The organism is Nocardia sp. NPDC056541 (genome assembly GCF_042794235.1).
Lineage (GTDB): Bacteria > Actinomycetota > Actinomycetes > Mycobacteriales > Mycobacteriaceae > Nocardia.
In genome coordinates this window covers 252,834-279,728 of the sequence record NZ_JBHTUD010000008.1, presented here as the reverse complement: position 1 = coordinate 279,728, position 26,895 = coordinate 252,834, and the positions used below count along the sequence as shown (strand labels likewise).

At 69.0% G+C, this 26,895-nt stretch carries 13 protein-coding genes; 10 read left to right on the top strand and 3 right to left on the bottom strand.

Going from position 1 to position 26,895, the window contains the following annotated elements:
* Nucleotides 1-10: 10 nt before the first annotated feature.
* From ACFQ9R_RS16660 to ACFQ9R_RS16630, 7 genes are all read left to right on the top strand, one after another.
* A complete protein-coding gene (locus ACFQ9R_RS16660; protein WP_378991523.1) occupies nucleotides 11-13,537 on the top strand; it encodes an amino acid adenylation domain-containing protein in 13,527 nt (4,508 codons plus the stop codon).
* On the top strand, nucleotides 13,534-14,544 hold the full coding sequence (locus tag ACFQ9R_RS16655; RefSeq protein ID WP_378633221.1) for an ATP-binding cassette domain-containing protein: 1,011 nt from the start codon (nucleotides 13,534-13,536) through the stop codon (nucleotides 14,542-14,544). The genes ACFQ9R_RS16660 and ACFQ9R_RS16655 overlap by 4 nt, the downstream gene beginning before the upstream one ends.
* Nucleotides 14,541-15,359 (top strand): ABC transporter permease, encoded by an 819-nt coding sequence (locus tag ACFQ9R_RS16650; protein ID WP_378991522.1) that lies wholly within the window; start codon nucleotides 14,541-14,543, stop codon nucleotides 15,357-15,359. The genes ACFQ9R_RS16655 and ACFQ9R_RS16650 overlap by 4 nt, the downstream gene beginning before the upstream one ends.
* Nucleotides 15,359-16,147, top strand: a complete 789-nt coding sequence (locus tag ACFQ9R_RS16645) for an ABC transporter permease (protein ID WP_378991521.1) — start codon at nucleotides 15,359-15,361, stop codon at nucleotides 16,145-16,147. Before ACFQ9R_RS16650 ends, ACFQ9R_RS16645 begins: the two co-directional genes overlap by 1 nt.
* A 48-nt stretch (nucleotides 16,148-16,195) precedes the next feature.
* On the top strand, nucleotides 16,196-17,290 hold the full coding sequence (locus ACFQ9R_RS16640) for an ABC transporter substrate-binding protein (protein ID WP_378991520.1): 1,095 nt from the start codon (nucleotides 16,196-16,198) through the stop codon (nucleotides 17,288-17,290).
* A gap of 86 nt (nucleotides 17,291-17,376) precedes the next feature.
* Nucleotides 17,377-18,285: a dioxygenase gene (locus tag ACFQ9R_RS16635; RefSeq protein WP_378991519.1), complete on the top strand. Its 909-nt coding sequence runs from the start codon at nucleotides 17,377-17,379 to the stop codon at nucleotides 18,283-18,285.
* A gap of 187 nt (nucleotides 18,286-18,472) precedes the next feature.
* Complete coding sequence (locus ACFQ9R_RS16630) at nucleotides 18,473-20,104, top strand: PQQ-binding-like beta-propeller repeat protein (RefSeq protein WP_378991518.1); 1,632 nt, start codon at nucleotides 18,473-18,475, stop codon at nucleotides 20,102-20,104.
* Between the two features lie 22 nt (nucleotides 20,105-20,126).
* On the opposite strand, the gene ACFQ9R_RS16625 is transcribed toward ACFQ9R_RS16630, so the two are convergent.
* Complete coding sequence (locus ACFQ9R_RS16625) at nucleotides 20,127-20,804, bottom strand: TetR/AcrR family transcriptional regulator (protein ID WP_378991517.1); 678 nt, start codon at nucleotides 20,802-20,804, stop codon at nucleotides 20,127-20,129.
* A 95-nt stretch (nucleotides 20,805-20,899) separates the two neighbouring features.
* Here ACFQ9R_RS16625 and ACFQ9R_RS16620 point away from each other — a divergent pair, with 95 nt between their 5' ends.
* Both ACFQ9R_RS16620 and ACFQ9R_RS16615 read left to right on the top strand, forming a co-directional pair.
* The gene (locus tag ACFQ9R_RS16620; protein WP_378991516.1) at nucleotides 20,900-22,192 is read left to right on the top strand and encodes a lipase family protein; all 1,293 of its coding nucleotides are present in this window, start codon (nucleotides 20,900-20,902) and stop codon (nucleotides 22,190-22,192) included.
* Nucleotides 22,186-23,739, top strand: a complete 1,554-nt coding sequence (locus tag ACFQ9R_RS16615) for an AMP-binding protein (RefSeq protein WP_378991515.1) — start codon at nucleotides 22,186-22,188, stop codon at nucleotides 23,737-23,739. Before ACFQ9R_RS16620 ends, ACFQ9R_RS16615 begins: the two co-directional genes overlap by 7 nt.
* 244 nt (nucleotides 23,740-23,983) lie before the next feature.
* Here the strand turns inward: ACFQ9R_RS16615 and ACFQ9R_RS16610 are convergent, their stop codons facing one another.
* The gene (locus ACFQ9R_RS16610; protein WP_378991514.1) at nucleotides 23,984-25,135 is read right to left on the bottom strand and encodes an epoxide hydrolase family protein; all 1,152 of its coding nucleotides are present in this window, start codon (nucleotides 25,133-25,135) and stop codon (nucleotides 23,984-23,986) included.
* A 63-nt stretch (nucleotides 25,136-25,198) separates the two neighbouring features.
* On the opposite strand from ACFQ9R_RS16610, the gene ACFQ9R_RS16605 reads away from it, so the two are divergent.
* A complete protein-coding gene (locus ACFQ9R_RS16605; RefSeq protein ID WP_378991513.1) occupies nucleotides 25,199-26,161 on the top strand; it encodes a helix-turn-helix transcriptional regulator in 963 nt (320 codons plus the stop codon).
* An 18-nt stretch (nucleotides 26,162-26,179) separates the two neighbouring features.
* Here ACFQ9R_RS16605 and ACFQ9R_RS16600 read toward each other — a convergent pair whose 3' ends face one another.
* Nucleotides 26,180-26,875 (bottom strand): alpha/beta hydrolase, encoded by a 696-nt coding sequence (locus tag ACFQ9R_RS16600; protein WP_378991512.1) that lies wholly within the window; start codon nucleotides 26,873-26,875, stop codon nucleotides 26,180-26,182.
* Nucleotides 26,876-26,895 lie beyond the last annotated feature (20 nt).

Genomic DNA, 26,895 nt, shown 5'->3' with positions numbered 1-26,895 from the left:
AGGTTCGCTCATGATCCAGTCCTCTTCGCATGCGTCGGATGCCGTCGCACCCGAAGGCCCTTTTCCCTTGTCGGCCGCCCAGCGCGGCATCTGGTTCGCCCAGCACATCGCGGGCGATACCCCCATCTCCATCGCCCAGTACGTGGAGCTGTCCGGCGCGGTCGACCTCGCGCTGCTGATCGACGCGGTCCAGCGGACCGGTCGTGAGTTCGGTACCGGCTATCTGCGGCTGGTCGATATCGACGGTCACCCCCATCAGGTCGTCGATCTGACCCTCGACGACGACGTGGCCGAACTGGATCTGCGTGACCGCCCCGACCCGGAAGCGGCCGCGCACGCGTGGATGCGCGCCGAGTACACCGCACCACTGGATGTGATGCACGACCGATTAGTCCGCATCGCCCTGCTGCGTGTCGCCGAGGATCGCTGGTTCTGGTACGCGCGCATGCACCACATCGTGCTGGACGGGATGGGCGCGCTGGCGCTGGTTCAGCGCGTCGGCGAGCTCTACAACGCCGCCTTCGACGGCCGTGAGCCGCCGGCCACCAAGGCCGAGCCGTTGCAGAAGATCGTCGATGCCGATCTGGCCTACCGCACCTCCGGCCGTTTCACCACCGACCGCGACTACTGGCGCGAGCACCTGGCCGCGCTGGCCGATCCGGTAACGCTCGCCGGCCGCGACGCCGAGGTCGACGCCCACCCCAACCGGGTATCGGGCGCGCTGCCCGCGGAGACCGGCACCCTGCTGGATTCGGTTGCGGCATCGGTGAACTCGGGTGTCGCGCCGACCGTGGTCGCGGCCTTCGGCGCCTATCTCGCCGCGATGACCGGCGCGCCGGAAGTGGTGCTGAGCCTGCCGGTCTCCGCGCGGACCTCGGCGACCCTGCGTCGTTCGGGCGGCATGCTCGCCAATGTCGTGCCGCTGCGCGTGCGCCTCGATCCCACCACCACCGTCGGGGCGGCGATTCTCGCCGTGCAGAGCGAGCTGACCGGTGCGTTGCGACGCCAGCGCTACCGCCAGGAGGACATCGTCCGCGATCTCGGCTGGGCGATGGACGAGGCGGCCTCGTTCGGCCCCGCCGTGAATCTCATGATGGTGGACACCAAGATCGCGCTGGGCCCGGTCGTCGGGCGGCTCCACGTGCTCACCTCCGGCCTGATCGACGACCTGTTCGTCAACCTGTACCCGGGCGTCGGCGGCGAGAGCACCCACATCGACCTGCAAGGCAACGCGAACCTGTACAGCGACGCCGACCTGGCGGGCCATCACGAGCGATTCCTGCTGTTCCTGCATCGGTTCCTCGTCGCCGGGCCGGACGCCCCGCTGTCGACGGTGCCCGTTCTCTCGGATGCCGAGCAGGCGGCCTCGGTGCCCGCGCGGGGCCCGGCCGGCGTCGCGACGCGCACCCTGCCCGAGATCCTCGCGGCGGGCGCCGCGCTCGACCCGGACGCGGTGGCGCTGCGCTGGGGTACCGACAACACACTGAGCTATCGCGAGGTCGACGACTACACCAATCGCCTGGCCCGCCTGCTGATCGCCGCCGGCGCGGGGCCTGAACACGCGGTAGCGCTGTCGATTCCGCGGTCCGCGGAGTCCGTGCTCGCCACCGTCGCGGTGGCCAAGACCGGTGCGCCGTTCGTTCCCATCGATCCGACCTACCCCGACGATCGCATCGAGCACATGATCGACGACAGCGGGGTGGTCACCGGCTTGACGGTCGACGAGGCGCGAAAGTCGCTGCCCGACAAGGTCGATTGGCTCTCGCTGGACGACCCGTTGATCACCGCCGAACTCGCCACCCATGACCCCGCGCCGATCACCGATGCCGACCGCACGGCCGCGATCGCGGCGGATCAGGTCGCCTACGTCATCTATACCTCCGGGTCGACCGGTCTGCCCAAGGGCGTGCTGGTCTCGCATCGCGGCCTGGCGAACCTCGCGGCGAGTTCGGGGGCCGGGTTCGGGGTCGAGCCGGACTCCGTGGTCGCCCACGCGGTCTCGCCGAGCTTCGACATCTCGGTCGAGGAGATCGTGGTGACGCTGGCCGCCGGTGCCACCCTCGCGGTGGTCCCGCCGTCGGCCTACGCGGGTGAGGACATGGCGCACGTGCTGCGCACCCACCGCGTCACCCACCTCAATGTCACCCCGGCGGTTGTCGGTTCACTCGACCCGGTGACGCTGCCCGACCTGCGCACGATCGTGGTCGGCGGTGACGCGTGCCCGCCGGAACTGGTGGCGAAATGGGCCGGACGCTCGCTGATCAACGGGTACGGGCCCACCGAAACGACCATCACCACCACCCTGAGCGAACCGCTGGTGCCCGGCGCCCCGGTGACGATCGGCAGCCTGGTCGGTGGCGTCTGCGGCCTGGTCCTCGACCCGTGGCTGCGCCCGGTACCGGCGGGCACCGTGGGTGAGCTGTACCTCGCGGGCCCCGGTGTCGCGCGCGGCTACCACCGGCGCAGCGGCTTGACCGCGAGCCGGTTCGTGGCGAATCCGCACGCACCCGGCGACCGGATGTATCGCACCGGCGATCTGGTGCGCTGGACCGACGCCGAGGGCCGCGTCACCCTGGAATACCAGGGGCGCAGCGACTTCCAGGTGAAAGTGCGCGGCTACCGGATCGAACTCGGCGAGATCGACGCCGCGTTGCAGCGGCTACCCGAGATCGACTTCGCGATCACACTCGGTGCCGAGTCGCCGACCGGCGCCACCGCGCTCGTCGCCTATGTCACGGCCGAGCCGGGTGCCGAGGTCCATCCAGAAGCGGTGAAAGCCGCTGTCGGCGAAACGCTTCCGGCCTATATGGTGCCCGCCGTGGTGATGGTGCTCGACCGGGTGCCGCTGACCCCGCTCGGCAAGGTGGACCGAAAGGCATTGCCCGCACCGGACTTCGGTGCGCGCACCGTCGCGAGCCGGGCTCCGTCCACGCCGCGCGAGGAAGCGTTGGCAGCCCTCTTCGCCGAGGTGCTCGGACTCGGCACCGTCGGTGTCGACGACAGTTTCTTCGCGCTCGGTGGCGACAGCATCGTGTCGATCCAGCTGGTCTCGCGAGCGAAGGCCGCCGGTATCTCGTTCAGCGCCCGCGATGTCTTCGAACGCAAGACGGTCGCCGCGCTGGCCGCTGTCGCCGACGACACCCAGGTACCGGTGGTGGACGAGCTGCCCGGCGGCGGGGTCGGCGCGGTGGAGCTCACTCCGATCGTGCACGCGATGGTCGAGCACCCGGACACCTGGGGTCGCTACGGGCAGGCCGTCCTGATCGGGCTGCCCGACGGTTTCGACCGTCCGCGGCTCGCGGCGGCGCTCCAGGTGCTGCTCGACCAGCACGATCTCCTCCGCTCGTCGCTGCGACCGACGGCCGACGGCTGGGAATGGGTGGTGGCCGACCGCGGTGCGGTCGACGCCGAGGATCTGATCGAGGTGACCCGGGCCGACACCGAGGACGCGGTCGAGCGCGCCTTGCAGAACGCCGCGGACCCGCTCGATCCCCCCGCGGGTGTCGTTGCCCGGTTCGTGTTGGTCGAACGCGCCGACGCCGCCCCACTGTGCTGGCTGGTCCTGCATCACCTGGTCACCGACGGTGTCTCCTGGCGAATCCTGTTGCCTGACTTGGCGACCGCGTCCTTCGGCGGCACGCTCGACCCGGTCGGCACCTCCTTCCGCCGCTGGGCGCACAGCCAGCCCGAGAACGCCGCGACACGTCTCGACGAACTGCCGATCTGGCAGCGAATCCTGGCCACACCCGACCCGCCGTTCGCCCGCACCGACCGTCGCAGCGCCGACCGCGCGACGACCACCTCGACTCTTTCCGATCGGTCCGGCGACACGGCCCAGACCGCCGCGCCGGCTGCCGCCTCCGAGCTGTCCGACCCGGTAGCGGAGACCGCCTGCGCCTTCGACCCCGCCCTCGACGTGGTCGCCACGATGGCGCAGTGGCAGTCGACGGTGCCTTCGGACGTCGCACAGACCGTCTTGCACGGCGTGCCCGAGCAGTTCCATTGCGGCGCCGACGATGTGCTGCTGGCCGCGCTCGCCATGGCCGTGTGCCGATGGCGCGACCGCACCGGCGCACTGCTGACGCTGGAGGGCCACGGCCGCGACGAATCCCTGCTGCCCGGCGCCGATGTCGCGCGCACGGTCGGCTGGTTCACCAGCGTGTACCCGGTCGCACTCGACCTGACCGGGATCGATCTCGGCGACGCGTTCGCCGGCGGCCGTGCGGCAGGTTCGGCGATCAAGGCCGCCAAGGAGCAGTTGCGGTCGGTGCCCGATCGCGGCGTGGGCTTCGGCTTGCTCCGCTATCTGAACGACGAGTCCGCAGCGGCACTGGCCGGCGCGCCGACACCCCAGCTGAGCTTCAACTATCTCGGCAGGGCGGTGACCGGCGACGATCCCTGGGTTCCGCGACGTTTCGCCGCGACCAACGACGACCGAGCCCCACTGGCCGCCGTCGTCGATATCAACGCGGTGCTGACCGATGCCGGGCTGGAAGTCACCTGGGCCTACGCGAGCAGACTGCTCGACGAGGCCGACGTGCGCGCGTTGGCCGAGCTGTGGTCGCAGGCCCTGCGCGCGCTCGTCACCCATGCCGCGACCGGCGATGCGGGTGGCCGCACCCCCTCGGATTTCGCGCTCGTCACGGTCGATCAGCCGCAGATCGAGCGCTGGGAGCACACCTACCCGGCGCTCACCGACGTCTGGCCGCTCTCGCCGCTGCAATACGGCCTGCTCTTCCACGCGCTCTACGACTCCGACACCGCCGACGGTTACACGGTCCAATCACTGCTCACCCTCGCGGGCACGGTCGACGCCACCCGGCTGCGCGGTGCCGCACAGGCGCTCGTCGATCGGCACGAGAACCTGCGTGTGGCCTTCGTCGAGACCGACGACGGCCCGCGTCAGCTCGTCCTGTCCGCCGCCGAGATCCGCTGGGAAGAAGTAGATCTCACCGAGATCGCCGACGAAGACCAGCGAGCTCGCGAGCTCGACCGAGTGATCGAACTCGACGCGCTGACCCGCTTCGACCTGACCCGGCCCCCGTTGCTCCGCTTCACCCTGGTCAGGACCGGCGCGGAAACGTTGCGGCTCGTCATGACCAATCACCATCTGGTGCTGGACGGTTGGTCGACGCCGCTGCTGGTGCGCGAGCTGCTCACCCTGTACGTCACCGCGGGCGACACGTCGATGTTGCCGCCCGCCCCGTCCTACCGCGACTTCCTGTCCTGGCTCGGAGACCAGGATGCGGAGGCGTCGCTGTCGGCGTGGAAACAGGCCATGGCCGGGATCGACACGCCGACCCGCGCCGTCCCCACCCTCGTCGGCATCGAGTCGACCGAGACCGCGATGCTCTCGCACGATCTGTCCTCAGCCACGGTCGCGGTACTCGAATCCGCGGCCAGAGAAGCGGGTGCGACCGTGAACACGCTGGTCCAGGCCGGTTGGTCGCTGCTGCTGGCCATGCTCACCGGTCGCACCGATGTGGTGTTCGGCGCCACGGTGTCCGGTCGGCCGCCGGAGCTGCCCGGTGTCGAGGAGATGGTCGGGCTGTTCATCAACACCGTTCCGGTGCGGGTGACGCTGGATCCGTCGGAAAAGGTCTGCGACCTGCTTGCTCGCGTGCAGGCAGAGCAGGCGCGGCTCATGGACCACCAGCACGTCGGCCTCGCCGCCATCCACCGCGTGGTCGGGCTGGCCGAATTGTTCGACACGCTCACCGTTTTCGAGTCCTACCCCATCGATCGGGAGGCGCTGTCGCAGGCCCTGGACATCGCGGGCATGCGGGTGCTCGATGTCGAGGGCACCGACGCGACGCCGTACCCGTTGAACCTCATGGTGATTCCGCTGCGCGGCGAGGCCGGTGCGGGCGACGCCCTGCGCATCACGGTGAAGTTCATGGCCGATCAGCTGGAACCCACTGCGGCACAGATACTCCTGGACCGGTTCGTCCGGGTGCTCACCCAACTCGCCGAGAATCCGCACACCCTGGTTTCGCAACTGCGAAATTGCAGCGACGCCGAACTGGCCACGCTGGCACCGGTGCACGGGCCACCGCCCTTGCCGATGCGCACGCTGCCCGACATCCTCACCGCAGGCGCGCGCATCGATCCCGACGCGATCGCGGTCAGCTCGGGCGAGCTGCGAATGAGTTACGGCGACCTCGACGCCTGGTCCAACCGGTTCGCCCGGGTCCTGCTCCGCCGCGGGATCGGGCCCGAGATCTTCGTCGTGCTCGCGCTCACCCGGTCGCTGGAATCGGTGGTCGCCGTGTGGGCACTGGCCAAGACGGGGGCGGCCTTCGTCCCGCTGGATCCGAGCTATCCGGTGGAGCGGATCGAGCACATGCTCACCGATTCGAAGGCCCCGATCGGCGTCACCGTGACGGCTACCGGCGAAGACCTGCCCGGGTCCATCGACTGGCTGCTGCTCGACGACCTGAACACCATGCGCCGCGCCATGCTGGTCTCCGACGCGCCGATCACCGACGCCGAACGCGGCGGCCCGCTCGATATCGACCACACGGCCTACCTGATCTACACCTCCGGTTCCACCGGCAAGCCCAAGGCGGTTCTCCTCAGCCATCGCGGCATCGCGAATCTCGTTGCCGCCCAGCGCGAAACCCTGGCGCTCGACCCGACCGCCAGCGCACTCCAGGTCGCCTCCCCCAGCTTCGACGCCTCGGTCTTCGAGATGCTGACCGCGCACGCGGCGGGTGGACGCCTGGTGGTCTCACCGCCGGAGGTCTACGGCGGCGGTGAGCTCGAGACGCTGCTGCGCACCGAGCGGGTCACCCACGCGGTGATCACCCCGTCGGCGCTGGCGACGATGGAGCCCACCGATCTCACCGAGCTGCGGGTGCTGTCGGTGGCCGGTGAGGCGGCCACCCCCGAGCTCATCGAGAAGTGGGCCGCGGGCAGGCGGATGGTGAATCTGTACGGCCCCACCGAGTTCAGCATCTGGGCAACCGGTCCCGCCGAACTGCTCCCCGGCGAACCGGTCACGATCGGCGGACCGATTCGCGGTGCGGCACTGGTGGTGCTGGACAGCTGGTTGCGTCCGGTGCCGGTCGGCATCGCCGGTGAGCTGTATCTGGCCGGGCCCGCGCTGGCGCGCGGCTACTTCAACCGGTTCGAGATGACCGCGAGCCGGTTCGTCGCCAACCCGTTCGGCGTCGCCGGGGAACGGATGTACCGGACCGGCGACATGGTGCGCTGGGTCACGGGCGAGAACGCCGCGCTCACCCTGGAATATCTGGGCCGCAGCGACTTCCAGGTGAAGATTCGCGGCCTGCGGATCGAACTCGGCGAGATCGACGCGGTGCTCTCGCGCGACGCCGAGGTCGACTACGCGGTGACGATCGGACGCGAAGGACCGGCGGGCGCCACCGTGCTCGTGTCCTACGTGCTCGCCGTGCCCGATGTCGCACTCGACACCGAACGGTTGCGCGCTCAGGTCGCGGCGGAACTGCCGGGATACATGGTGCCCGCCTATATCGTCGTCCTGGACGATATCCCGCTCACTCCGGTCGGCAAACTGGACCGCAAAGCCCTGCCGATACCGGACTTCTCGGCCACCCAGCAGTCCTATCTCGCACCGCGCACCCCGATCGAAGAGGCCGTCGCCGCGGTGTTCGCCGATGTCCTCGGCAGCGAACGGGTGAGCGTCGACCAGTCCTTCTTCGAACTCGGCGGCAACTCGCTGAGCGCGACGAAGGTTGTCGCCCGGGTCAATTCGGCGCTCGGCTCCACCATCGCGCTGCGTGATCTCTTCGACGCGCCGAGCGTCGCCCAACTGTCGGCGCGGGTCGTCCCCGCCGCCGAGGGCAGTCCTGGCCTCCCCGCGCTGGCTCCCCGCCTGCGCCCGGACCGCATCCCCCTGTCCCCCGCCCAGCAGCGTATGTGGGTGCTCAATCAACTCGACCCCGACTCGTCGGCCTACAACATCGCGATCGCCCTGCGCCTCACCGGAACCCTCGATGTGGAAGCCATGCGCCGCGCTCTCGCCGACGTGGTCGAACGACAGGAGAGCCTGCGCACCCGCTATCCCGCCGACGCCGAGGGCCCGCGTCAGGTCGTCGTCGGTATCGACACCGCGGTTCCGTCGCTACCGCTGGTCGACACCGAAGACGGCGCGCCACTGCGTGAGCAGATCAACGAACTGGCAGGCACCGGCTTCGACCTCACCCGTCAGGCACCACTGCGTGTCGGCCTGTTCCGCCTCAACAGTCACCCAGCCCAGACCGGACCCCGCAATGCCTATCGATCCGAAGACCCTGTATCAGTGCATGTCATCGTCCTCGTCGTACACCACATCAGCGCCGACGGCGCATCGATGGCCCCCCTGGCGGCGGACCTGGTCGCCGCCTACTCGGCGCGGGTGTCGGGTACAGCACCCACGCAGCCGCCGCTCACGGTGCAGTACGCGGACTTCGCGCTGTGGCATCGCGAGCTTCTCGGCAGCGCGACGGATTCGGAGTCCGTGGCCGCCCAGCAGATCCGGTATTGGCGCGAAACACTCGCGGGCGCACCGGATGCGCTGGAACTGCCCACCGATCGCCCCCGTCCGGCGGTGCAGACCATGAGCAGCGACGATATCGACTTCACCGTCGACGAACAGACCCACCGTGCGCTGATCGACTTCGCCGCCGCGAACAATGTCAGCGTCTTCATGGTCGTCCACGCCGCCCTCGCGGTGCTGCTGGCCCGGCTCGCCGGGACCGGCGATGTCGTCATCGGCACGCCGATCGCAGGTCGCGGTGCGGCCGCGCTGGACGATCTCGTCGGCATGTTCGTCAACACCCTCGCCCTGCGCACACCGGTCGACCCCGGCACCGGCTTCCAGCAGCTGCTCGCCACCGTCCGCGACACCGACCTCGACGCCTTCGGCCACGCCGACGTACCGTTCGAGCAGCTCGTCGCGGCCCTCGACCCCACCCGGTCGACCGCCCATCACCCGCTGTTCCAGGTGTCGCTGTCGCTGCAGAACTTCATCGAACCGGTGCTCGAACTGCCCGGGCTGCGTTTCGAGGTCGAGGACTTCGACCGCCGCTCCTCGGCCTTCGACCTCACCCTGGACCTGCGTGAACGGTTCGACGAGACCGGCCCGGCGGGCATCGACGGCGTCCTCACCTACGCGACAGATCTGTTCGACGCCGCCACCGTCACCTCGTTCGCGACCCGATGGCGGCAGGTGCTCGCCACCGTCCTCACCGACATCGACATCCGCCTCGCCGATATCGACCTCCTCGCCGAATCCGAACGCGCGGAACTCGTCCCGGTCCACGGCCCCGCTACCGCGGGCACGACGACCTTGGCCGACCTGCTCACCGCCACCGCCGCGACCTTCCCCGACCGACCAGCCCTGGTTACCGGCACTGCGACGGCCACCGCGACCCGGGCCACCGGCACCATCTCCCCGACCGAGCCCACCTCCGCCGACGCCGCGGCACCACCCACACAGGTATCCGACACGATCACCTACGGTGCGCTGCACGCCCGGTCGAATCAGTTGGCCAGGTTGCTCATCGAGGCGGGAGCGCACACGGAATCTGTGGTAGCCCTCGGTCTCCCACGGTGTGTCGAGCTCCACGTCGGCATCTGGGCCGCGGCGAAGGTGGGCGCGGCGTTCCTGCCGGTCGACCCCAAACATCCGGCGGACCGCATCGACCACATGCTCTCCGATTCCGGCGCGCGAGTCGGGATCACCCTCGCCGCATACCGGCCGCAGCTGTCCGACACCACCCACTGGCTGATCCTCGACGACCCCGGCTTCGCCACCCGCGTGGCCGCCACCGACGACGCGGACCTCACGCCCGCGGAACTGCCGGTTCCGATCAGGGTCGAGAACCCGGCCTGGATGATCTACACCTCCGGCTCCACCGGTACTCCGAAGGGCGTCACCGTCACCCATCGAGGCTTGGCCGACCTGGTCGCCTCCCAGCGCACCGACCTCGCCCTCGACGAACACGCCCGGGTGATGCAGGTGGCCTCGCCGAGCTTCGACGCGTCGATCTTCGAGGCACTCATGGCCTTCGGCTGCGGCGGCGCCTCGGTGATCGCCCCGCCGGATGTCTTCGGCGGCGCCCCCCTCGCGGAACTGATCGCCGCCGAGCAGGTCACCCACATGGTGATCACGCCGTCGGCGCTGGCCACCATCGATCCCGCCGACGTGTCGAGCCTGCGGGTGCTCGCGGTCGCGGGTGAGGCGGTCGGCCCCGATCTCGTCGCGCGCTGGTGCGGCGGCGCCGGCGGGCGGACGATGGTCAACCTGTACGGCCCGACCGAATACACCATCTGGGCAACAGGTTCCGCGCCGTTGTCCGCTGCGGAGCCGGTGACCATCGGCGCTCCCGTTCGCGGTGCGTCCGCACTCGTCCTCGACGACCGCCTGCGCCCGGTACCCGTCGGCGTCGCGGGTGAGCTGTACCTCGCGGGCACCGCGCTCGCGCGGTGCTACCACGCGCGGCCGAGCTTGACGGCAGCCCGATTCATCGCCAACCCCTTCGGCCTGCCCGGCGAATGCCTCTATCGCACCGGTGATCTGGTCCGGTGGACTCGCACGAACACCCCGGTACACAGTGTCGGCGCCACTCGGTCCGACAGCCCTGCCCTGTCCGAGAACCCCGCTGGTACGTCTCCAGGATTGGCGCTGGAATACCTCGGCCGCACCGACTTCCAGGTCAAGGTGCGCGGCCAGCGCATCGAGCTCGGCGAGATCGATGCGGTGCTCGGCGCCGTCGACGGTGTCGATCTCGCTGTGACGCTGGGTGTTCCGGGTCCCACCGGTGCCACCGCCCTGGCCGCCTACCTGGTGCGCATGCCCGGCGCCGAACTCGACATCGCACATATCCGCGCCCTCGCCGCCGACACGCTCCCCGCGTACATGGTGCCCGCCGCTTTCGTGGTGCTGGACGAGATCCCCATCAACGCGGTCGGCAAACTCGACCGAAAAGCACTGCCGGAGCCGGTGTTCGTCACCGACGACACCCCGTACCGCGCACCGGAGACGCCGACCGAGCTGGTACTCGCCGAGGTCTACGCCGAACTGCTCGGTCGCGCACGGGTCGGCATCGACGACTCCTTCTTCGCCCTCGGCGGCGACAGTATCCTGGCCATCCAGCTCGTGACCCAGGCGAAGCTGCGCGGCGTGCACTGCACGCCGTTGCAGGTCTTCGAACACCGCACGGTGGCGGCGCTCGGTGCGGCCGTCGATGCCGCCGAGACGGTGGAAGCGCTGGCCGAACTGCCCGGTGGTGGCACCGGTGACCTGCCGCTGACACCGATCGTGCGCTACATGGTCGAACGCGGCGGCGACTTCGACCGGTTCGCCCAAACCGCGGTGCTGGAACTGCCAGTCGGCATCGAACGCGCGCAACTCGTCGCCACTGTCTCGGCCGTGATCGACCGGCACGACATGCTGCGAGCCCGCCTGTGGGCAGCCGAGGACGGCTGGCGGCTGCGCGTGGCCGACCCCGGTTCGATCGAGGTCGACGCACTGGTGCACCGCACGGCCTTCGACGCCGCCATCGACCCGATCGAGCTGCGCGAATACGCCCAGACCGAGCTCGACTCCGCGATGAACCGACTGAATCCGGCGGACGGGGTCGTCCTGCAGTTCGTGTGGCTGGATCCGGTCGGCGACGCCGGCGCGCACACCGGGCCCGGACGCCTGATCATCGTCGCGCACCATCTCGCGATCGACAGCGTGTCGTGGCGAATCCTGGTGCAGGACTTGATCGCCGCCTGGGCCCAGGTATCGGCGGGCGCCACCCCGACCCTCCCGGATATCGGCACCTCGATGCGGCGCTGGTCGCACGCCATGACCGAGCAGGCCCGTTCCGAGCGGCGCCGCGCCGAACTCCCGTACTGGCAAGCGGTGGTGCACGGCCCCGACCCGCTGCTCGGCGCCCGTCACCTCGATCCTGGCACCGATCAGGGCCAGACCGTCCGCCGCCTCGACATCGAGGTCGACGACAACACCACCACAGCGCTGCTCACCACCCTGCCCCGCCTGTTCCAGGGCAGTGTCACCGACGCGCTGTTCGCCACCCTGGCCGTGGCGCTGGTGCGCTGGCGTGCGCGCAGAGGCGTGGACGAACCCTCGGCGCTGCTGCGTCTGGAAGGCCATGGCAGACAGGAAGAAGTCGTGCCCGGCGCCGATCTGTCGCGGACCATCGGCTGGTTCACCAACCTGTACCCGGTGCGCCTCGATCTCACCGACATCGACATCGACGACGCGCTGGCGGGCGGCCCCGCCATGGGCGCGGCCATCCGCCGGGTCAAGCACGATCTGCTCGCGGTGCCCGACAAGGGCATCGGATTCAGCCTGCTGCGCTACCTGAATCCCGAAGCAGCCGAGCATCTTCCGACCCGGCTCCCCGGCCAGATCTGTGTGAACTACCTGGGCAGGCACACCTCGGTCGACACACCGCCCGGCCTGGAAGGTCTCGGCTGGCTACCCACCGACGCGCTCGGTGAGCTCGAGGCGGCCGAGCATCCGGAGGTGCCGATCATGTCGCCGATCGATATCAACGCCATGGTCGTCGGCAACCGGCTACAGGCCGACTTCGGTTACGCGGCACAGCTGCTGGATCGTGCGGACGTCGCCGAACTCGCGCAGCTCTGGGTCGAGGCACTCGACGCGGCGGCGCGATTCGCCGAAACCCCCGCGGCCCAGCTCGCTTCGGCCGACGAAGCCGCCGCCATGACCGCCCGCGCGGCAGCGGTCGCGGAGCCCGGACCGACCGGACTCGGTCTCGACGTGCTGCTACCGATCCGCCCCGACGGCGATCGACCCGCGCTGTTCTGCGTCCACTCCTCCTCCGGAATGTCGTGGAGCTACCTGGGGTTCGCCGAACAGCTCCGGCCGGGCCGCCCGATCTACGGGCTCCAAGCACCCGACCTCAGCGGCCGCGAACCCTCCGCCCGTTCCATCGAGGAATTCGCCCAGCGCTACGTGCGCGAGATCCGCGCGGTGCAGCCGAGCGGCCCCTATCACCTGCTCGGCTGGTCCTTCGGCGGACTCATCGCCCAGGCCATGGCGGTGCAACTGCAGGCGGCGGGCGAGCAGGTCGGCGTCGTGGCACTGCTGGACACCGATACCGCCGACATCGACGGCGACACCATCGAGCGCCTGTCGCCGGGTGCCTTCATCAACACCTTCGGCGCCATCTTCGGCATCGACGACGTGCCCGCCGAATCGACCGCCGAACAAGCGGCCGAGCTCATCACCGCCCGGCTCGGCGGGGTCGAGCTCATCGACGCGGCCACGATCGAGCGCATGGCGGGCTCCTACAACGCCTCCGCCGGCACCCGGACCGGATATCAGCGCCCGGTCTACCACGGCGACGTCGTCTATTTCCGCGCCACGGTCGATCCCGCCGAATGGATGGGCCCCGACGGCTGGCGGCCCTACGTCACCGGCGACATCACCGACCACGACGTCGACGTGACCCACGACGACATGACCAATCCCTACGCACTGTCGATCATCTCGCCACTGCTCGATGACCACTTGGAAGCAGGAGACCGGATATGAGCGTCGAACACACTCTCGTGCAGAGCAACCCGCGCACCGGCGGCGTCGTGGTCGAAGGGATCGAGAAGTCCTTCGGCGACGTGCACGCGCTGCGCGGCGTCGATTTCGAGGCCGCCCCCGGTGAGGTGCTCGGCATCCTCGGCCCCAACGGCGCGGGCAAGACGACGATGGTGAACATCCTGTCCACCCTCGTCACGCCCGACAGCGGGCGAGCGGTGGTCGCAGGCCACGACGTCGTCGCCGACCCCGCCGCGGTGCGCAAACGCATCATGCTCACCGGGCAGTACGCCGCGCTCGACGACATGCTCAGCGGCTACGAGAACCTCGTCATGTTCGGCAGGCTGATGGGGCTGCGCAAACCGGCGGCGCAGGTCAGGGCCAGGGAACTACTCGGCGAATTCGATCTGGAGAAGGCGGCGAATCGGCGCGTCGGCACCTATTCGGGCGGCATGCGGCGCCGCATCGACATCGCGTGCGGTCTCGTGGTGCGACCCGATGTCGTCTTCCTCGACGAACCGACCACCGGCCTCGATCCCCGCAGCAGACAGGGCGTCTGGGATCTGGTGCGCAGCTTCAAGACCGCGGGGATCACCACCCTGCTCACCACTCAGTATCTGGAGGAGGCCGACGCGCTCAGCGACCAGATCATCGTGATCGACCACGGCGTGGTGATCGCCTCCGGCACCGCCGACGAGCTGAAACACCGCACCGGCGGAAGCTACTGCGAGATCGTGCCGCTGGATCTGGAAGGGCTACCCACCATCGTCGCCGCGCTCGGCTCATTGCTTCCCGCGGAGAACCTGGCCGCGCTCACTCCCGAATCGGATCGCATCACCATCCCCGCGCCCGACGGTGCCAAGACACTCGCCGAGGCCCTGCGGCGACTCGACAACGCCTCGGTCGAACTCGTCGACATCGCCCTGCGCAGGCCCTCGCTCGACGATGTGTTCCTGCAGCTCACCGGTCACCTCGCCTCGACCGAGGACGAATCGGCGGCCACCCCATGACCGCCATCACCTGGAACACCTCCGTGCGCGCGACACCGGAGACGGTGCAGCAGTGGTGGGTCCTGAGCACCCGGCTGATCGTGCCCTCGATCAAGACCGGCGAGTTCCTCGCCTCGGTGCTCGCGCCCGCGGCCTTCACGGCCAGCTTCTACATCCCGCTGAAAACGGTGATGACGTTCTCCGGCAACGGTTTCAGCAGTTACGCCCAATACATGATGCCGCTGGTGATCCTGCAGGCCGCCGCGTTCACCGCCATCTCGGCGGCGTTCCGCTCGGCCACCGATTCCGTGGCGGGCCTCAACCGCCGCTTCGGCGCGATGCCGCTGCGCCCGCTGGTTCCGGTCGCGGCGCGGATGTCGGCCAACCTGTTCCGGCTGCTGATCGCGCTGGCCGCGGGGATCGCCGCGGGCTATGTGATCGGCTTCCGATTCCGGCTCGACGCCGCGCACACCCTCGGCTATCTGGCATTCTCGGTACTCATCGGACTCGCGTTCACCCTCGGCGCGGATGTGATCGGCACGCTGTCCAAGAGCCCCGAAGCCACCTCGCAGGCGCTGCTGCTGCCCCCGTTGATCTTCGGCATGCTCTCGACCGGTCTCGCACCGGCGAGCCAGTTCCCGGAGTGGATCCAGTGGTTCGTGCGCAATCAACCGGTCTCCCAGTTCGCGATCGTGTTGCGCGCGCTGGCCGGTGACACCAAGGGCAACGCCGGGACGGTGACCTGGTCGCTGGTGACCCCGTCGCTGCTCTGGCTGGCCGCGATGCTGGCGATCTGCGCGCCGGTGGCCATCCGGCTGAGTTCCAGGAGGGCCTGATGGCAGAACACTCGGAGACCTCGGCGGTGTCGCTGCTGCGGCACACACTGATCCAGACCGAGCGGCTGCTGGTGCGCTGGGCACGCAACCCGGTCACGCTGCTCGAGACCCTGCTCATCCCGTGTCTGCTGCTGGTGATGCTCAACATCGTGGTGGGCGGTCAGATCGAGAAGTTCACCGGCGACGATGCCCTCTACGGCTCGGTGCCGATGGTCGCCCTAGTCGGCGCGCTGTCCGGCGCCGTCGCGAGCGGCGTGCTGCTCGGGCGTGAACGCGACGCGGGTCTGCTGGCCAGATTCTGGGTGCTGCCCGTGCATCGGGCGTCGGGCCTGATCTCGCGCATCCTCGCCGAGGGCTGCCGGATCCTGCTCGGCACCGTGACGGTGCTGATCGTCGGTTACCTGCTCGGGTTCCGCTTCCACCACGGTCCACTGGCCGGCCTGGTATTCCTGGCGATCCCTGTGGTGTTCGGCCTCGCCTTCGCCACCATGGTCACCGCCGTCGCCGTCTACAGCGCGAAGGCCTCACTGGTCGAGGGCATCACGATCCTGGCCTCGCTGATGATGTTCTTCAGCACCGGATTCGTGCCGCTCGTCGCCTTCCCGACCTGGATTCAGCCGGTGGTGCGCTACCAGCCGATGTCGGTGGCCGTCGACGCGATGCGCGGACTGTCCGACAAGGGTCCCATCGCCGTACCCCTGCTGCTCACCCTCGCCTGGTCCGGCGCCGCGCTCCTGGTGTTCGCCGTGCCCGCCGCCGTCGGCTTCCGGCGCGCGAGCCGCCGGTAGCTCGGCCCGCGGCATTCACGCCGTCGGCTACGCAGTACCCTCGTGCGCATGCTGGCGAGCGTCCGAAACCGCACCCGATTCCGTCGCACCGCAGAGCAGGGCGGGCGCGTCCGCTCACGCGGCGTCGTCGTGGCTGCCGCGGTGCTGTGCGCCGCCGTGTTCACCGCGGGATGCGCGGACAAGCACGACGACGCGAGCACGATCATCCGCACCACCACGAATATCGCCGGTGCGGGCGTGGTCGGGGCCGATCGCGACACCGCGACCGCGTGCCCGTTGCCGAGTGCGCCCGACGCGGGCCCCGGCGGCACCCGAACGGTGACTCACACCGCCGGTACCTCGCAGGTTCCCGCCGACCCGCAACGCATCGTCGTGCTCACCACCTCGGCGCTCGACGCGGCCTGCGCGGTCGGTCTGTGGGAGCGGGTCGCGGGCGCGGTGACCCTCGACGGCGACCGTTCGCAGCCGATGTACCTGGGGTACGGCGTGGTGAAGGTGCCCAGCATCGGACCGATCGGTCAGCCCGATCCGGCTCGCATCGCCGAGCTGAAGCCCGATCTGATCCTCGGCGACGTCGCACCGGCCGCGGGCGGGTACGAGGCGCTGAGCAAGATCGCGCCCACCGTGCTGATCGGAGCGGGCGGCAGCTGGCAGTCCGATTTCGCCGCTTATTCCGCGGGGATGAACCGCAACGATGCCGCCGAAACCGCCCTGCAGAACTACCTCACCGAGGCGCACGACCTCGGCGCCGCACTGAACGCGCGCCAGTCCCAAGCTTCGGTGCTGCGCTTCACCGCCGACACCACGCAGGTCCAGGGCGCCGAAACCTTCGCCGCCCACGTCCTGTCCGATGTCGGCGTCCAGCGTCCGACCGCCCAGCGCGGACCGTCCTTCGACATCACCGAAGCCGACCTCGCCACCAAAGCCGAAGGCGACGTCATCTACGTGATGTTCGACGGCCCGGACGGCGAGAAACACGGCAAACAGGTCCTGCGCTCCGACCAGTTCGAGGAACTGGGCGCCTCGACCGACAAGCGGGTCTTCGCGGTCGACGACAAGATCTGGCACACCACAGGGCTCACCGCCGCCCGCGCGGTCCTCACCGACCTGCGCAACAGCCTCAACGGTTACGTCACCGATTGACTCCCAGCTGACTCCCAGCGTCTTCGCAGTCCCAGCGCAGTCCACCTGCTTAGCGTGGTCGGCAACAAGGCAGCGAAGGAGCAGCTATGGGCGAGCACGATCTGGGACTCGGGCACGATCTTCGAGTGATGTCACGGCGGCGAGCGCTGAGTTTCCTCGGCGTCGCCGGGGTCGCGGCAGCGGCGGCGGGTTGCGCGGCCGCGACCGACAGCTCCGGCACGAGCACGAGCTCGGCCGGCAGTGCCACCTCCGCGTCAGCGCAAACACCCGCCGCGGCACCGCAGGAGACGGCGGGCCCCTACCCGGGTGACGGTTCCAACGGACCCAATGTCCTGATCGAATCCGGTGTGGTGCGCTCCGATATCACCACCAGCTTCGGCGCGTATTCCGGTACCGCCCAGGGTGTTCCGATGACACTCACGCTGAATCTGCGCGACCTCGTGAAGAACGCGGCAGGCACCGGAATGGCGGTGTACGTCTGGCATTGCGACCGCGAGGGCCGGTACTCCCTCTACACCGAGGGCGCCACCGAACAGAACTACCTGCGCGGTGTCCAGGTGGCCGACGACGACGGCACCGTACGGTTCACCTCGATCTTCCCCGCCTGCTACGCCGGGCGCTGGCCCCACATCCACTTCGAGGTCTACGACTCCCTCGCCACCGCGGTCGCGGGTGACAACGCCCGCCTCACCTCCCAGATCGCCCTCCCCCAAGACGCGTGCACCGCCGTCTTCGACGCCGACTCCGGATACGTGAACAGCACCCGCAACCTGTCCGGCGTGACCCTCGCCTCCGACGGCGTCTTCGGCGACGGCTGGGACGCCGAACTGGCCACCGTCACCGGCACCCCGGCCACCGGCCTGTCCGTCGCACTCACCATCGGCGTAGCAGCCAAATCCCAGAACACCCAGTCCGACAACGGTTTCCCGGGCTCGCCTCCCTCCGGCAACGGGGCGCCGGGCGGCCCACCACCCGGCGGCCCAGCACCCCGCTGACGAGTCCGCGGGTACTGACGCCGAACGGTCGGGTAGCCGTGAGCCCGCTATCCTCAGGACGCGACTCTGTCGCACCATCGCTGGGGAGGGTCGATGAACAACAGCCGCACTACGTCTTTGCCACGGCTACCGGACTGTTCGCGGCTGGCAACGTCGACCGCAGCCCTCGGTACCGCGGTACTGATCGGTGGCGTCACGCGGCCTCTACAGTCGGTTCCTCGCCGCTGCGAACCCGGTCACGCCACAAGACGATGCTCCAGCCGAGCTACCCGACGCCCTGGGAATGTCGGCCATCGTGGTCGGCGGCGCGGCACTGCTCGTCGTCGCTGTCGTTCTCCTGGCGGCGCGACGACTGCGCGCCGCAGGTTTCGGCAACCCCGGCGTGACGATATATCTGGTCTTGACCGTCGCCATCGGGCGCACAGTGCAACTGCACGTTCCGTCCGTCACGGAGCAGATATTCGAGCACTACACAGCCTTTCCCCGGCTGCCCACCGCGCTCGCCGCCTGGGTTCTCGTGTGCCTCGGCATCCTTGCCCTCTGCTATCCCCTCACCATCGCACCACGTTTCACACCGACGACGCGCACGATCGCGGTGCCTGCCACGATCGGCCTGCTGCTGTGCGCACTTGCCACCGGCGCGGCGCTGTGGGCCGGTGACGACGACCGGTCCGTCGACCATCGCACCGCCGCTTCGGTAGTCGCACCGCCGATCCCGAATCGACTGGGACAGGAGCGATTTCGCATGGACCTGCAGGAAGGAAGCAGCACAGTCGTCGGTGGTCCCGGCTTCGTCGTCGGCACCACAGCCGGCATCACGGCCTATGACGGAGCGACGGGCACTGTCCGCTGGAACTACCTACGGCCGGACGCCGCCGAAAGCGGTGTTTTCCACCGCGCGGAAAACCTGCTGTCCATCCCGGCCGAGAATGTTGTCGTCACCAGCTGGAACCACCTGGGGTGGATCGCATTCGACGCCACCACCGGCGAAAAGCTCTGGACCGAATCCGAATTCGCCGATGACAGCCGATCCGAGATGCGAGTCGCCCGAGGCTTCGGCACCGCCGGCGAAACCGCGCTTGCCTTGGTCGATGACGAACTCTTCGGCGTTTCGCTCGGTAACTTCGCCCGGTACGACGCTCGCACCGGGCGACACATATGGTCCGAACCTGCCCCACCCGAGGGTTGCGCCAAGAAGGGGTCGCAGATCGCGGTCACCGCCCCCGCGGTCTACCACGTCCTGATCTGCCGCAATGCGGAGTCCGCGTGGACCACCGTTCTCGCACTCGATCCCGCTACCGGCACGCAGATCGCGAAGCGGGATCTCCCCAACCCCGACCCCGATCGCGCACCGACGGTTTCCGTGAGCAAGGACGCGCTGTCGGTCGACTGGCGCTACCGGAACGCACCGCTCGACCACCTGGTCGTCACCTCTCCCGAACTGCTCAGCGTTGCCGCCGTCACGGCCGGCCATGTCGAGGTGATCGCCCTCGATCCCGCGACCGGCACGGTCGTCACCATCTCCGGGGATACCGGAATCACTCTGTCGGAGGGTGGGGATCCAGCTCGGTCACGGGCCGACCCCGTAGCACGATCGGTCAGCCTGAAACCGTCCGACTCGATGCTGCTCACCGAAGAACTGGTCACTGTCAGCGGGGAGCAATTGCGTACCTGGCGGCGAGAAGACCTCGCCGAGAACCCATCCCCGGTACCCCTCGGATCCGGACAGGCTTCCCAGATCATTGCCGCACCCGGCATAATCCTGGTCCCCTTCACCGACAAATCCGCAGGCCGACAGCTGATCGGATTCGCGCCCTGACCACAGGCGCCACACAGCGACCTCAGCGCCCTGAACGGTCCGCGGCGGCGGCCAGTCCCAGGTGCACGATCTCGATGAAGGCCGTGAGATCTCTGATCAGGATGTCGATGTCGCCTGTCGCGCCCGCGTCGGTGTGGAGCCAGTCGGCGACGGTTTCGAACAGGCCGCCGATCGCGGAGACAGCGAGGGCGTGCAGGTCGACGCCGATTCCCGCGGGGGGCACGAATCCGTATTCGCGCCACAGGGTTTCGAGGAACTGGGCGGCCCAGCGGCGGTTGACGCGCCGCTGCTGTTCGACCTTCGCCGAAATGCCGCTGGCCTCACCGAAAGTCACCTTCGCTACCCGGGGGTCGTCGACCATCGAGTGGGCGAAGGCGCCGATCACGGCGGCGACCACCTCGTCGCGGGTGCCCGGGGATTCCGACAGCGCGGTGGCGACCCGGTCCTGCGCGCGTTCGCTCTGCTGCTGCAGCAGCGCCAGATAGCAGTGTTCTTTGCTGTCGAAGAGCTCGTAGAAGGCCTTGTTGCCGACGAAGGCGGTCTGGCAGATCTGCTCGATCGCGGTGTTGACGTAGCCCTCGGCGGCGATCAGGTCGAAGGCGGCGGCCAGGATCTGTTCGCGCCTGCGCGCGCGGCGCTGTTCGGCGTCCAGGCCCTGGATGCGCCGGGAGCGGACTTGGCTCTTGTCGGTCGACGTCACGCAGCTCAGCCTACAGATTGCCGAATATAAACAAGAACTCTTGTTCTCAACAAGACGTCATGCTGTAATCAGCATCACCTATCGAAGGAGATGCCATGCAGCGCAGCACGGCCACCCGCCGGTCGCCCCGGCTCCGACGGCTCGGCGCCCGAGCCCTGCCCCTGCTCGCGATGACGGCGCTGGCGGCAGGGGGTCCGGCGGGCGCCCAGGATTTCGAACTGCCGCCACTGCCGAACGAGGCGCAGGTGTATCCGGCGGTCGTGCCGATCCCCACACCGCAGCACGACCCCTGGTACGCCGATCCGGCCGACCTCGCCGGCTACGCCAACGGCGACGTGATCCGCAGCCGGGTGGTGCAGACCCACGTGCTCGGCCTCCCGGCTCCCGTCCACACCACCCAGCTCCTGCTCCGCAGCTCCGACGTACACGACAACCCGATCGCCACCGCCACCACCGTGCTGATGCCGGGCATCCCGTGGCCGGGTCCCGGTGCGCGCCCGCTGATTTCGTATCAGGAGGCGATCGACAGCCTCGGCCGCCAGTGCAATCCGTCCTACACCCTGCGCGCGGGCATCCAGAAGGAGGTGGCCATCATGAGCCAGTTCCTTGCGGCGGGCGCGGCCGTGGTGGTCACCGATTTCGACGGCACAGAGAACACGATCATGTCGCCCAGCGAGGGCCGGATGGTGCTCGACGGCATTCGCGCGGCCCAGCGCGGCGGTCTCGGGCTCGACGCCGCACCGGTGGGGCTGTGGGGCTATTCCGGGGGCGGCAACGCGTCCGCCTCGGCCGCCGAGCAACGCCGCCACTACGCTCCCGAGCTCGACATCAAGGGCAGCGCGCAGGGCGGAATCCCCGGCGACAAGGTCGCGATCGCCCCGTTCGCGATCTCGGGACAGCAGCCGCAAGCCAACTTCACCGGCTGGCTCGCCGTGCTCGGACTGGCTCGCGAATACCCCGAATTCGACGCCCAACTACAGCGATACCTGACTCCGGAAGGCCGCCGAGTGGCCGACGACCTGCGGGAACGTTGTCTCTACACTTCCGTGGCGACCACCCTGCTCCGCCCGATGACGCAGTACCTGACCGATCCGGAGGCCGCGCTGGCCGCCGCGCGACCCGCACTGTCCGCCGCGAGTTTCGGCAGACCCGAGAACACCCCCGATATGCCGCTGCTGATGTGGCATTCGACCACCGATCAACTGCTGCCCGCCGAACTGGCGATCGACACGATCGCCGCCGGCTACTGCGCCCGCGGCGTGAACATGCGGATGATCCGGGTGCCGTTCTCCGAGCACATCAGTGCCGAGATCGTCCCCGAACTGGGCACGGTCGCCTGGTTGCTCGCGGTCACCGCGGGCGCCGACCCGGGGCCGCGAGTATGTTGAGCGCCGCCAAGACCTCGCTACGCCAGATCCGCGCCCTGGCACGGGCCGGGATCATCGATCCGCGTCGTCCCGCGCAGATCCTGCGCACCGCCCGCACCATGCGCGCGTTCGGCCCGATCGCCGGTGGGATCCGTTCCTCGGCGCGCCGCGCACCCGACCGCATCGCGCTGATCTGCGACGGCGAGCGGGTCAGTTACCGGGAACTCGATCGACGTACCGACGCACTCGCGGCCACCTGGCACGCCGGCGGCCTCGACGCGGGTGACACGGTCGGCGTGCTCTGTCCCGACGGAGTGCGGCTCGTCGAATCCATGGCCGCCACCGCGAAACTCGGCGCTCGACTGGTGCTGCTCAATACCGGCTTCGGCGCGGCGCAGTTGCGTGACGTGCTGGACCGGGAGAGGGTCAGCGCTCTCGTGCTCGACCCCGCCCTGTCCACGATGGCTCAGGATCTACCCGAACGGATAGTCCTGCTGGACAGCGTGATTCGCTCCGACGCCCCACCGATCGGCACCCCCGCACAGCAGGGCGGTTTCGTCCTGCTCACCGGCGGCACCACAGGGACGCCCAAGGGCGCACCACGACGAGTCGAATCACCCTTGGCCGCCGCACAATTCGTCGACCGGGTCCCGCTCCGACGCCGGCAGACGGTGCTGCTGTGCGCGCCGCTGTTCCACGGCACCGCGCTGTCCCAGTTCATCCTCTCGCTGAATCTGGGGTCGACGATCGTGCTGCACGGCAGGTTCGACGCCACCCGCGCGCTCGCCCAGATCGCCGAGCATCGCGCCGACATGGTCGTGCTGGTACCGACCATGCTGCGCCGCGTCCTCGATCTGGGCCCGAAGTCGTTGTCCACCACCGATACCAGCTCCCTGCGAATCGTGTTCACCGCCGGAGCGGCGTTGCCGTCGGCGTTGGGCACCAGGGCGATCGACACCTTCGGCCCGGTGATCTACAACTTCTACGGCTGCACCGAAACCGGTACGGCCACCATCGCGACCCCGCGAGACTGGATCGCCGCACCGGGCACCGTGGGCAAACCCCCGGTCGGGATCACCGTCGCGCTCTACGACGCCGACGGCACCCGGATCACCGAGCCCGGCGCGGTCGGCACCGTCTACGTGGGCAACACCATCGCCTTCGAGGGCTACTCCGGTGGCGGGTCCAAGCAACTCCGTGGCGGTTTGATGAGCACGGGCGATCTCGGTCATTTCGATTCCTGCGGAAGGCTTTTCATCGACGGACGCGATGACGACATGATCGTCTCCGGCGGTGAGAACGTCTTCCCCGGCGAGATCGAGGACCTGCTCTACCGGCACCCGTCGATCACCGAAGCGGCCGTGATCGGTGTCCCCGACGAGGAATTCGGTCAGCGGCTCGCCGCGTTCGTGGTGCCCGCGGGCGAGATGGACGCCGAGACCGTGCGCGACTACGTGAAAACCCATCTCGCCCGTTTCAAGGCTCCCCGCGACGTGTTGTTCGTCGACGAACTGCCCCGCACGCCCACGGGCAAGATCGATCGCCGCGGTCTGGCCGCGCTCGGCTGAACGGACCAGGCGGCGCCGACGAGGGGTCGACGCCGCCGGCTCGATCGAGAAAACCACTGGTAGACGGCCGATTGCTATCATGGCCAGCAGTGCTCCATGACGTCGCGACGCCGCTCGGCCACCCAGCGCCCGAGGAGGAACCATGGCTCAGCATTCCGATGATCGAGTCCCACCCGCATCCGACGACGCCGCCGATCTCGACCTGCCGTGGGCGCCCCGCGACCACCGCCCTGGGACCGCTGACTCAGCGCAGTCCGCGAAAGAACGCGCGGATGTCGCCGACCAGCAGGTCCGGCACTTCCATCGCCGCGAAGTGGCCGCCTCGATCGAACTCCGACCAGTGCACGATGTCGGCGGCGGCGTAGCGCCGGATCGCGATGTCCTCGGCGAAGACCGCGACGCCGACGGGCGTGGTCAGCGGCGTGGTCTCCCTGGAGCGGACGTGGGTGGCCTCGTAGTACAGCGCGGCGGATGAACCCGCGGTGCCGGTGAGCCAGTACAGCATCACGTTGGTCAGCAGCCGATCCCGGTTCACCGCGTCCTCGGGCAGGCCCGCGGCCGGGAACGTCCACTCCTTGAACTTCTCCACGATCCACGCGAGCTGGCCGATCGGCGAATCGTGCAGGCCGTAGGCCAGGGTCTGCGGGCGTGATGCCTGGATCGTGAAGTAGCCGTTGCCCTCGCCCTTGAACCGGGCGAGGCGCTCCAGCCGGGCGAGCTCGGCGGGCGTCATCGTCGCCTTCTCGTCGTCGGAGACCGGGCCGAACGGGATGTAACCGAAGGTCGCGGCATTGACGTGCACGCCGATCACCTTGTCACCGCCCGCGCGCCCCACCTCCGGCGTGACGAACGCGCCCCAGTCACCGCCCTGTGCGCCGTAGCTCTCGTAACCGAGCCTGCTCATCAACTCGACCCACGCCTTGCCGATGCGCGCCGGATCCCAGCCCTCCTCGGCGACCGGACCGGAGAAGCCGAAGCCGGGCAGCGACGGAATCACCAGGTGGAAGGCGTCGGCCGGATCGCCGCCGTGGGCCGCGGGGTCGGTGAGCGGACCGATCACATCGAGGAACTCGACGACCGAACCCGGCCAACCGTGCGTGAGGATCAGCGGCGTGGCGTCGGGATTCGCCGAACGTACGTGCAGGAAATGGATGCGCTGGCCGTCGATCTCGGTGGTGAACTGCGCGAACTTGTTCAGTTCCGCCTCGGCCGCGCGCCAGTCGTAGGAGGTGCGCCAGTATTCGGCCAGCTCGCGCAGGTACGCGACCGGCACACCGCGACTCCACTCGGCGCCGGGCTGCTCGGCGGGCCAGCGCGCGTCGGTCAGCCTGGCCTGCAGACAGTCCAGCTCGGACTGCGGGATGTCGAGGTGAAACGGGATGATCTCGTTGCTCATGAGGACAACGTTATGACCACAAGCGGACACCTTCTGTCCTATAGAACTGGCAGAGTCGAATTCGTGAAAGAAACTTCGGCGCGGCTGCTTCGGCTGCTCTCGCTCCTGCAAACCCGGCGCGAATGGTCCGGCGACGAGCTCGCCGCGCGCCTGGACGTGAGCACCAGAACAGTGCGCCGCGATGTCGACAAGCTGCGCGCGCTGGACTACCCGGTCCGCGCGGTGAAGGGCATCGACGGTGGGTACCACCTCGAGGCGGGCGCGCAGCTGCCGCCGTTGCAGCTCGACGACGAGGAAGCCGTCGCGATGGCGATCGCGCTGCGCACAGCGTCGATCAGCGGAGTGAGCAGCATCGGCGAGACCGCGCTCAGCGCGCTGGTCAAACTCGAGCAGGTGCTGCCAGCGCGATTGCGGCACCGAGTGCACGCTATGCAGGTCTCGAACGTCCAGACCCCCGGCCGGGCTCGCGTCGATGTCGATCCGGCGGTGTTGTCCGCCATCGCGGCCGCGTGCCGCGACCGTCAACGCCTGCGATTCGACTATCGCAGCGGCGACCGCGAATCGCGTCGCGAGACCGAACCGCACGAACTCGTCACCTGGGGCCCACGCTGGTACCTCGTCGCCTGGGATATCGACCGCGACGACTGGCGCACCTTCCGCGTCGACAGAATGCAGCCCACCATCCCGGTGGGCCCGCGGTTTTCGCCGCGCGAGATCCCCGGTGGCAACGCGGCGCAACACGTGGCGAAAGGTGTCGCCCAACTCTGGCCCTACCGCGCCACCGTGCGGCTACACGTCCCAGCCGACTCCGAACAAGCGCGCTCGGCCGCCACCTACGGCACCATCGAACCGATCGACGCCGACACCTGCCGCCTGGAGATCGGCGCCGACAACCCGCGCGGCCTGACCTTCCTCCTCGGCGCCCTCGACACCGATTTCGACATCGAACGCGGCCCCGAACTGACCGAGCACCTACGCCGGATCGCCGCCCGCTACTCCCGCGCGATCAGCGTGGCGCCGGAGTAGCGCGGCGACGAAGCCGGGTCAGCCCGCGATGTCCAGCGCGGCCGCGTCGATCAGATCCACGACCGCGCCGGGCTGCGAGGCCAGCGAGGCATGGCTCGCGGCGAGTTCGATGGTCTTGCGCGGGTTCATCCGCGCGGCCATCCGCCGCTCGTTGTCGGGGTGGATCATCCGATCCTCGGTGGACACCTGGTACCAGGTGGGCTTCACCTTCCAGGCAGGCGCGGTCACCGTGTCACCGAACGTCGAGCCGAGTGGCGCCTTCTGCGTCACGGCCATCACCAGCGCTTCCTCGGAAGTCAGGTCCTGGCAGAAGCTTTCGTGGAACTTGTCCTGCGCGATCCACAGGTAACCGTCGGAGTCCGGCGCGATGTTCGCGAACGCGGCGGGCGGCAACTGCTCGCTGATCGCACCGGGGCTCTCCCCCGCATCGGGCGCGAAGGCCGCGACGTAGACCAGGCCCGCCACGTTGGGCAGATCACCGGCTTCGGTGATCACCGCGCCACCGTAGGAGTGACCGACCAACAGCACCGGGCCGTCGATCTGCGCCACCATTTTCCTGGTGCGCTCGGCATCGTCGGCCAGCGAGGTGAGCGGGTTCTCGACCGCGTACTGCCCCGGATAACCGCGTCGGTTCAATTCCACGATCACCTTCGCCCAGTGCGCGGCGCCACCCCAGAATCCATGGACCAGAACGATTGTCGGCTTGGCAGCCATTGCGAGGCCTCTCTCTCGGT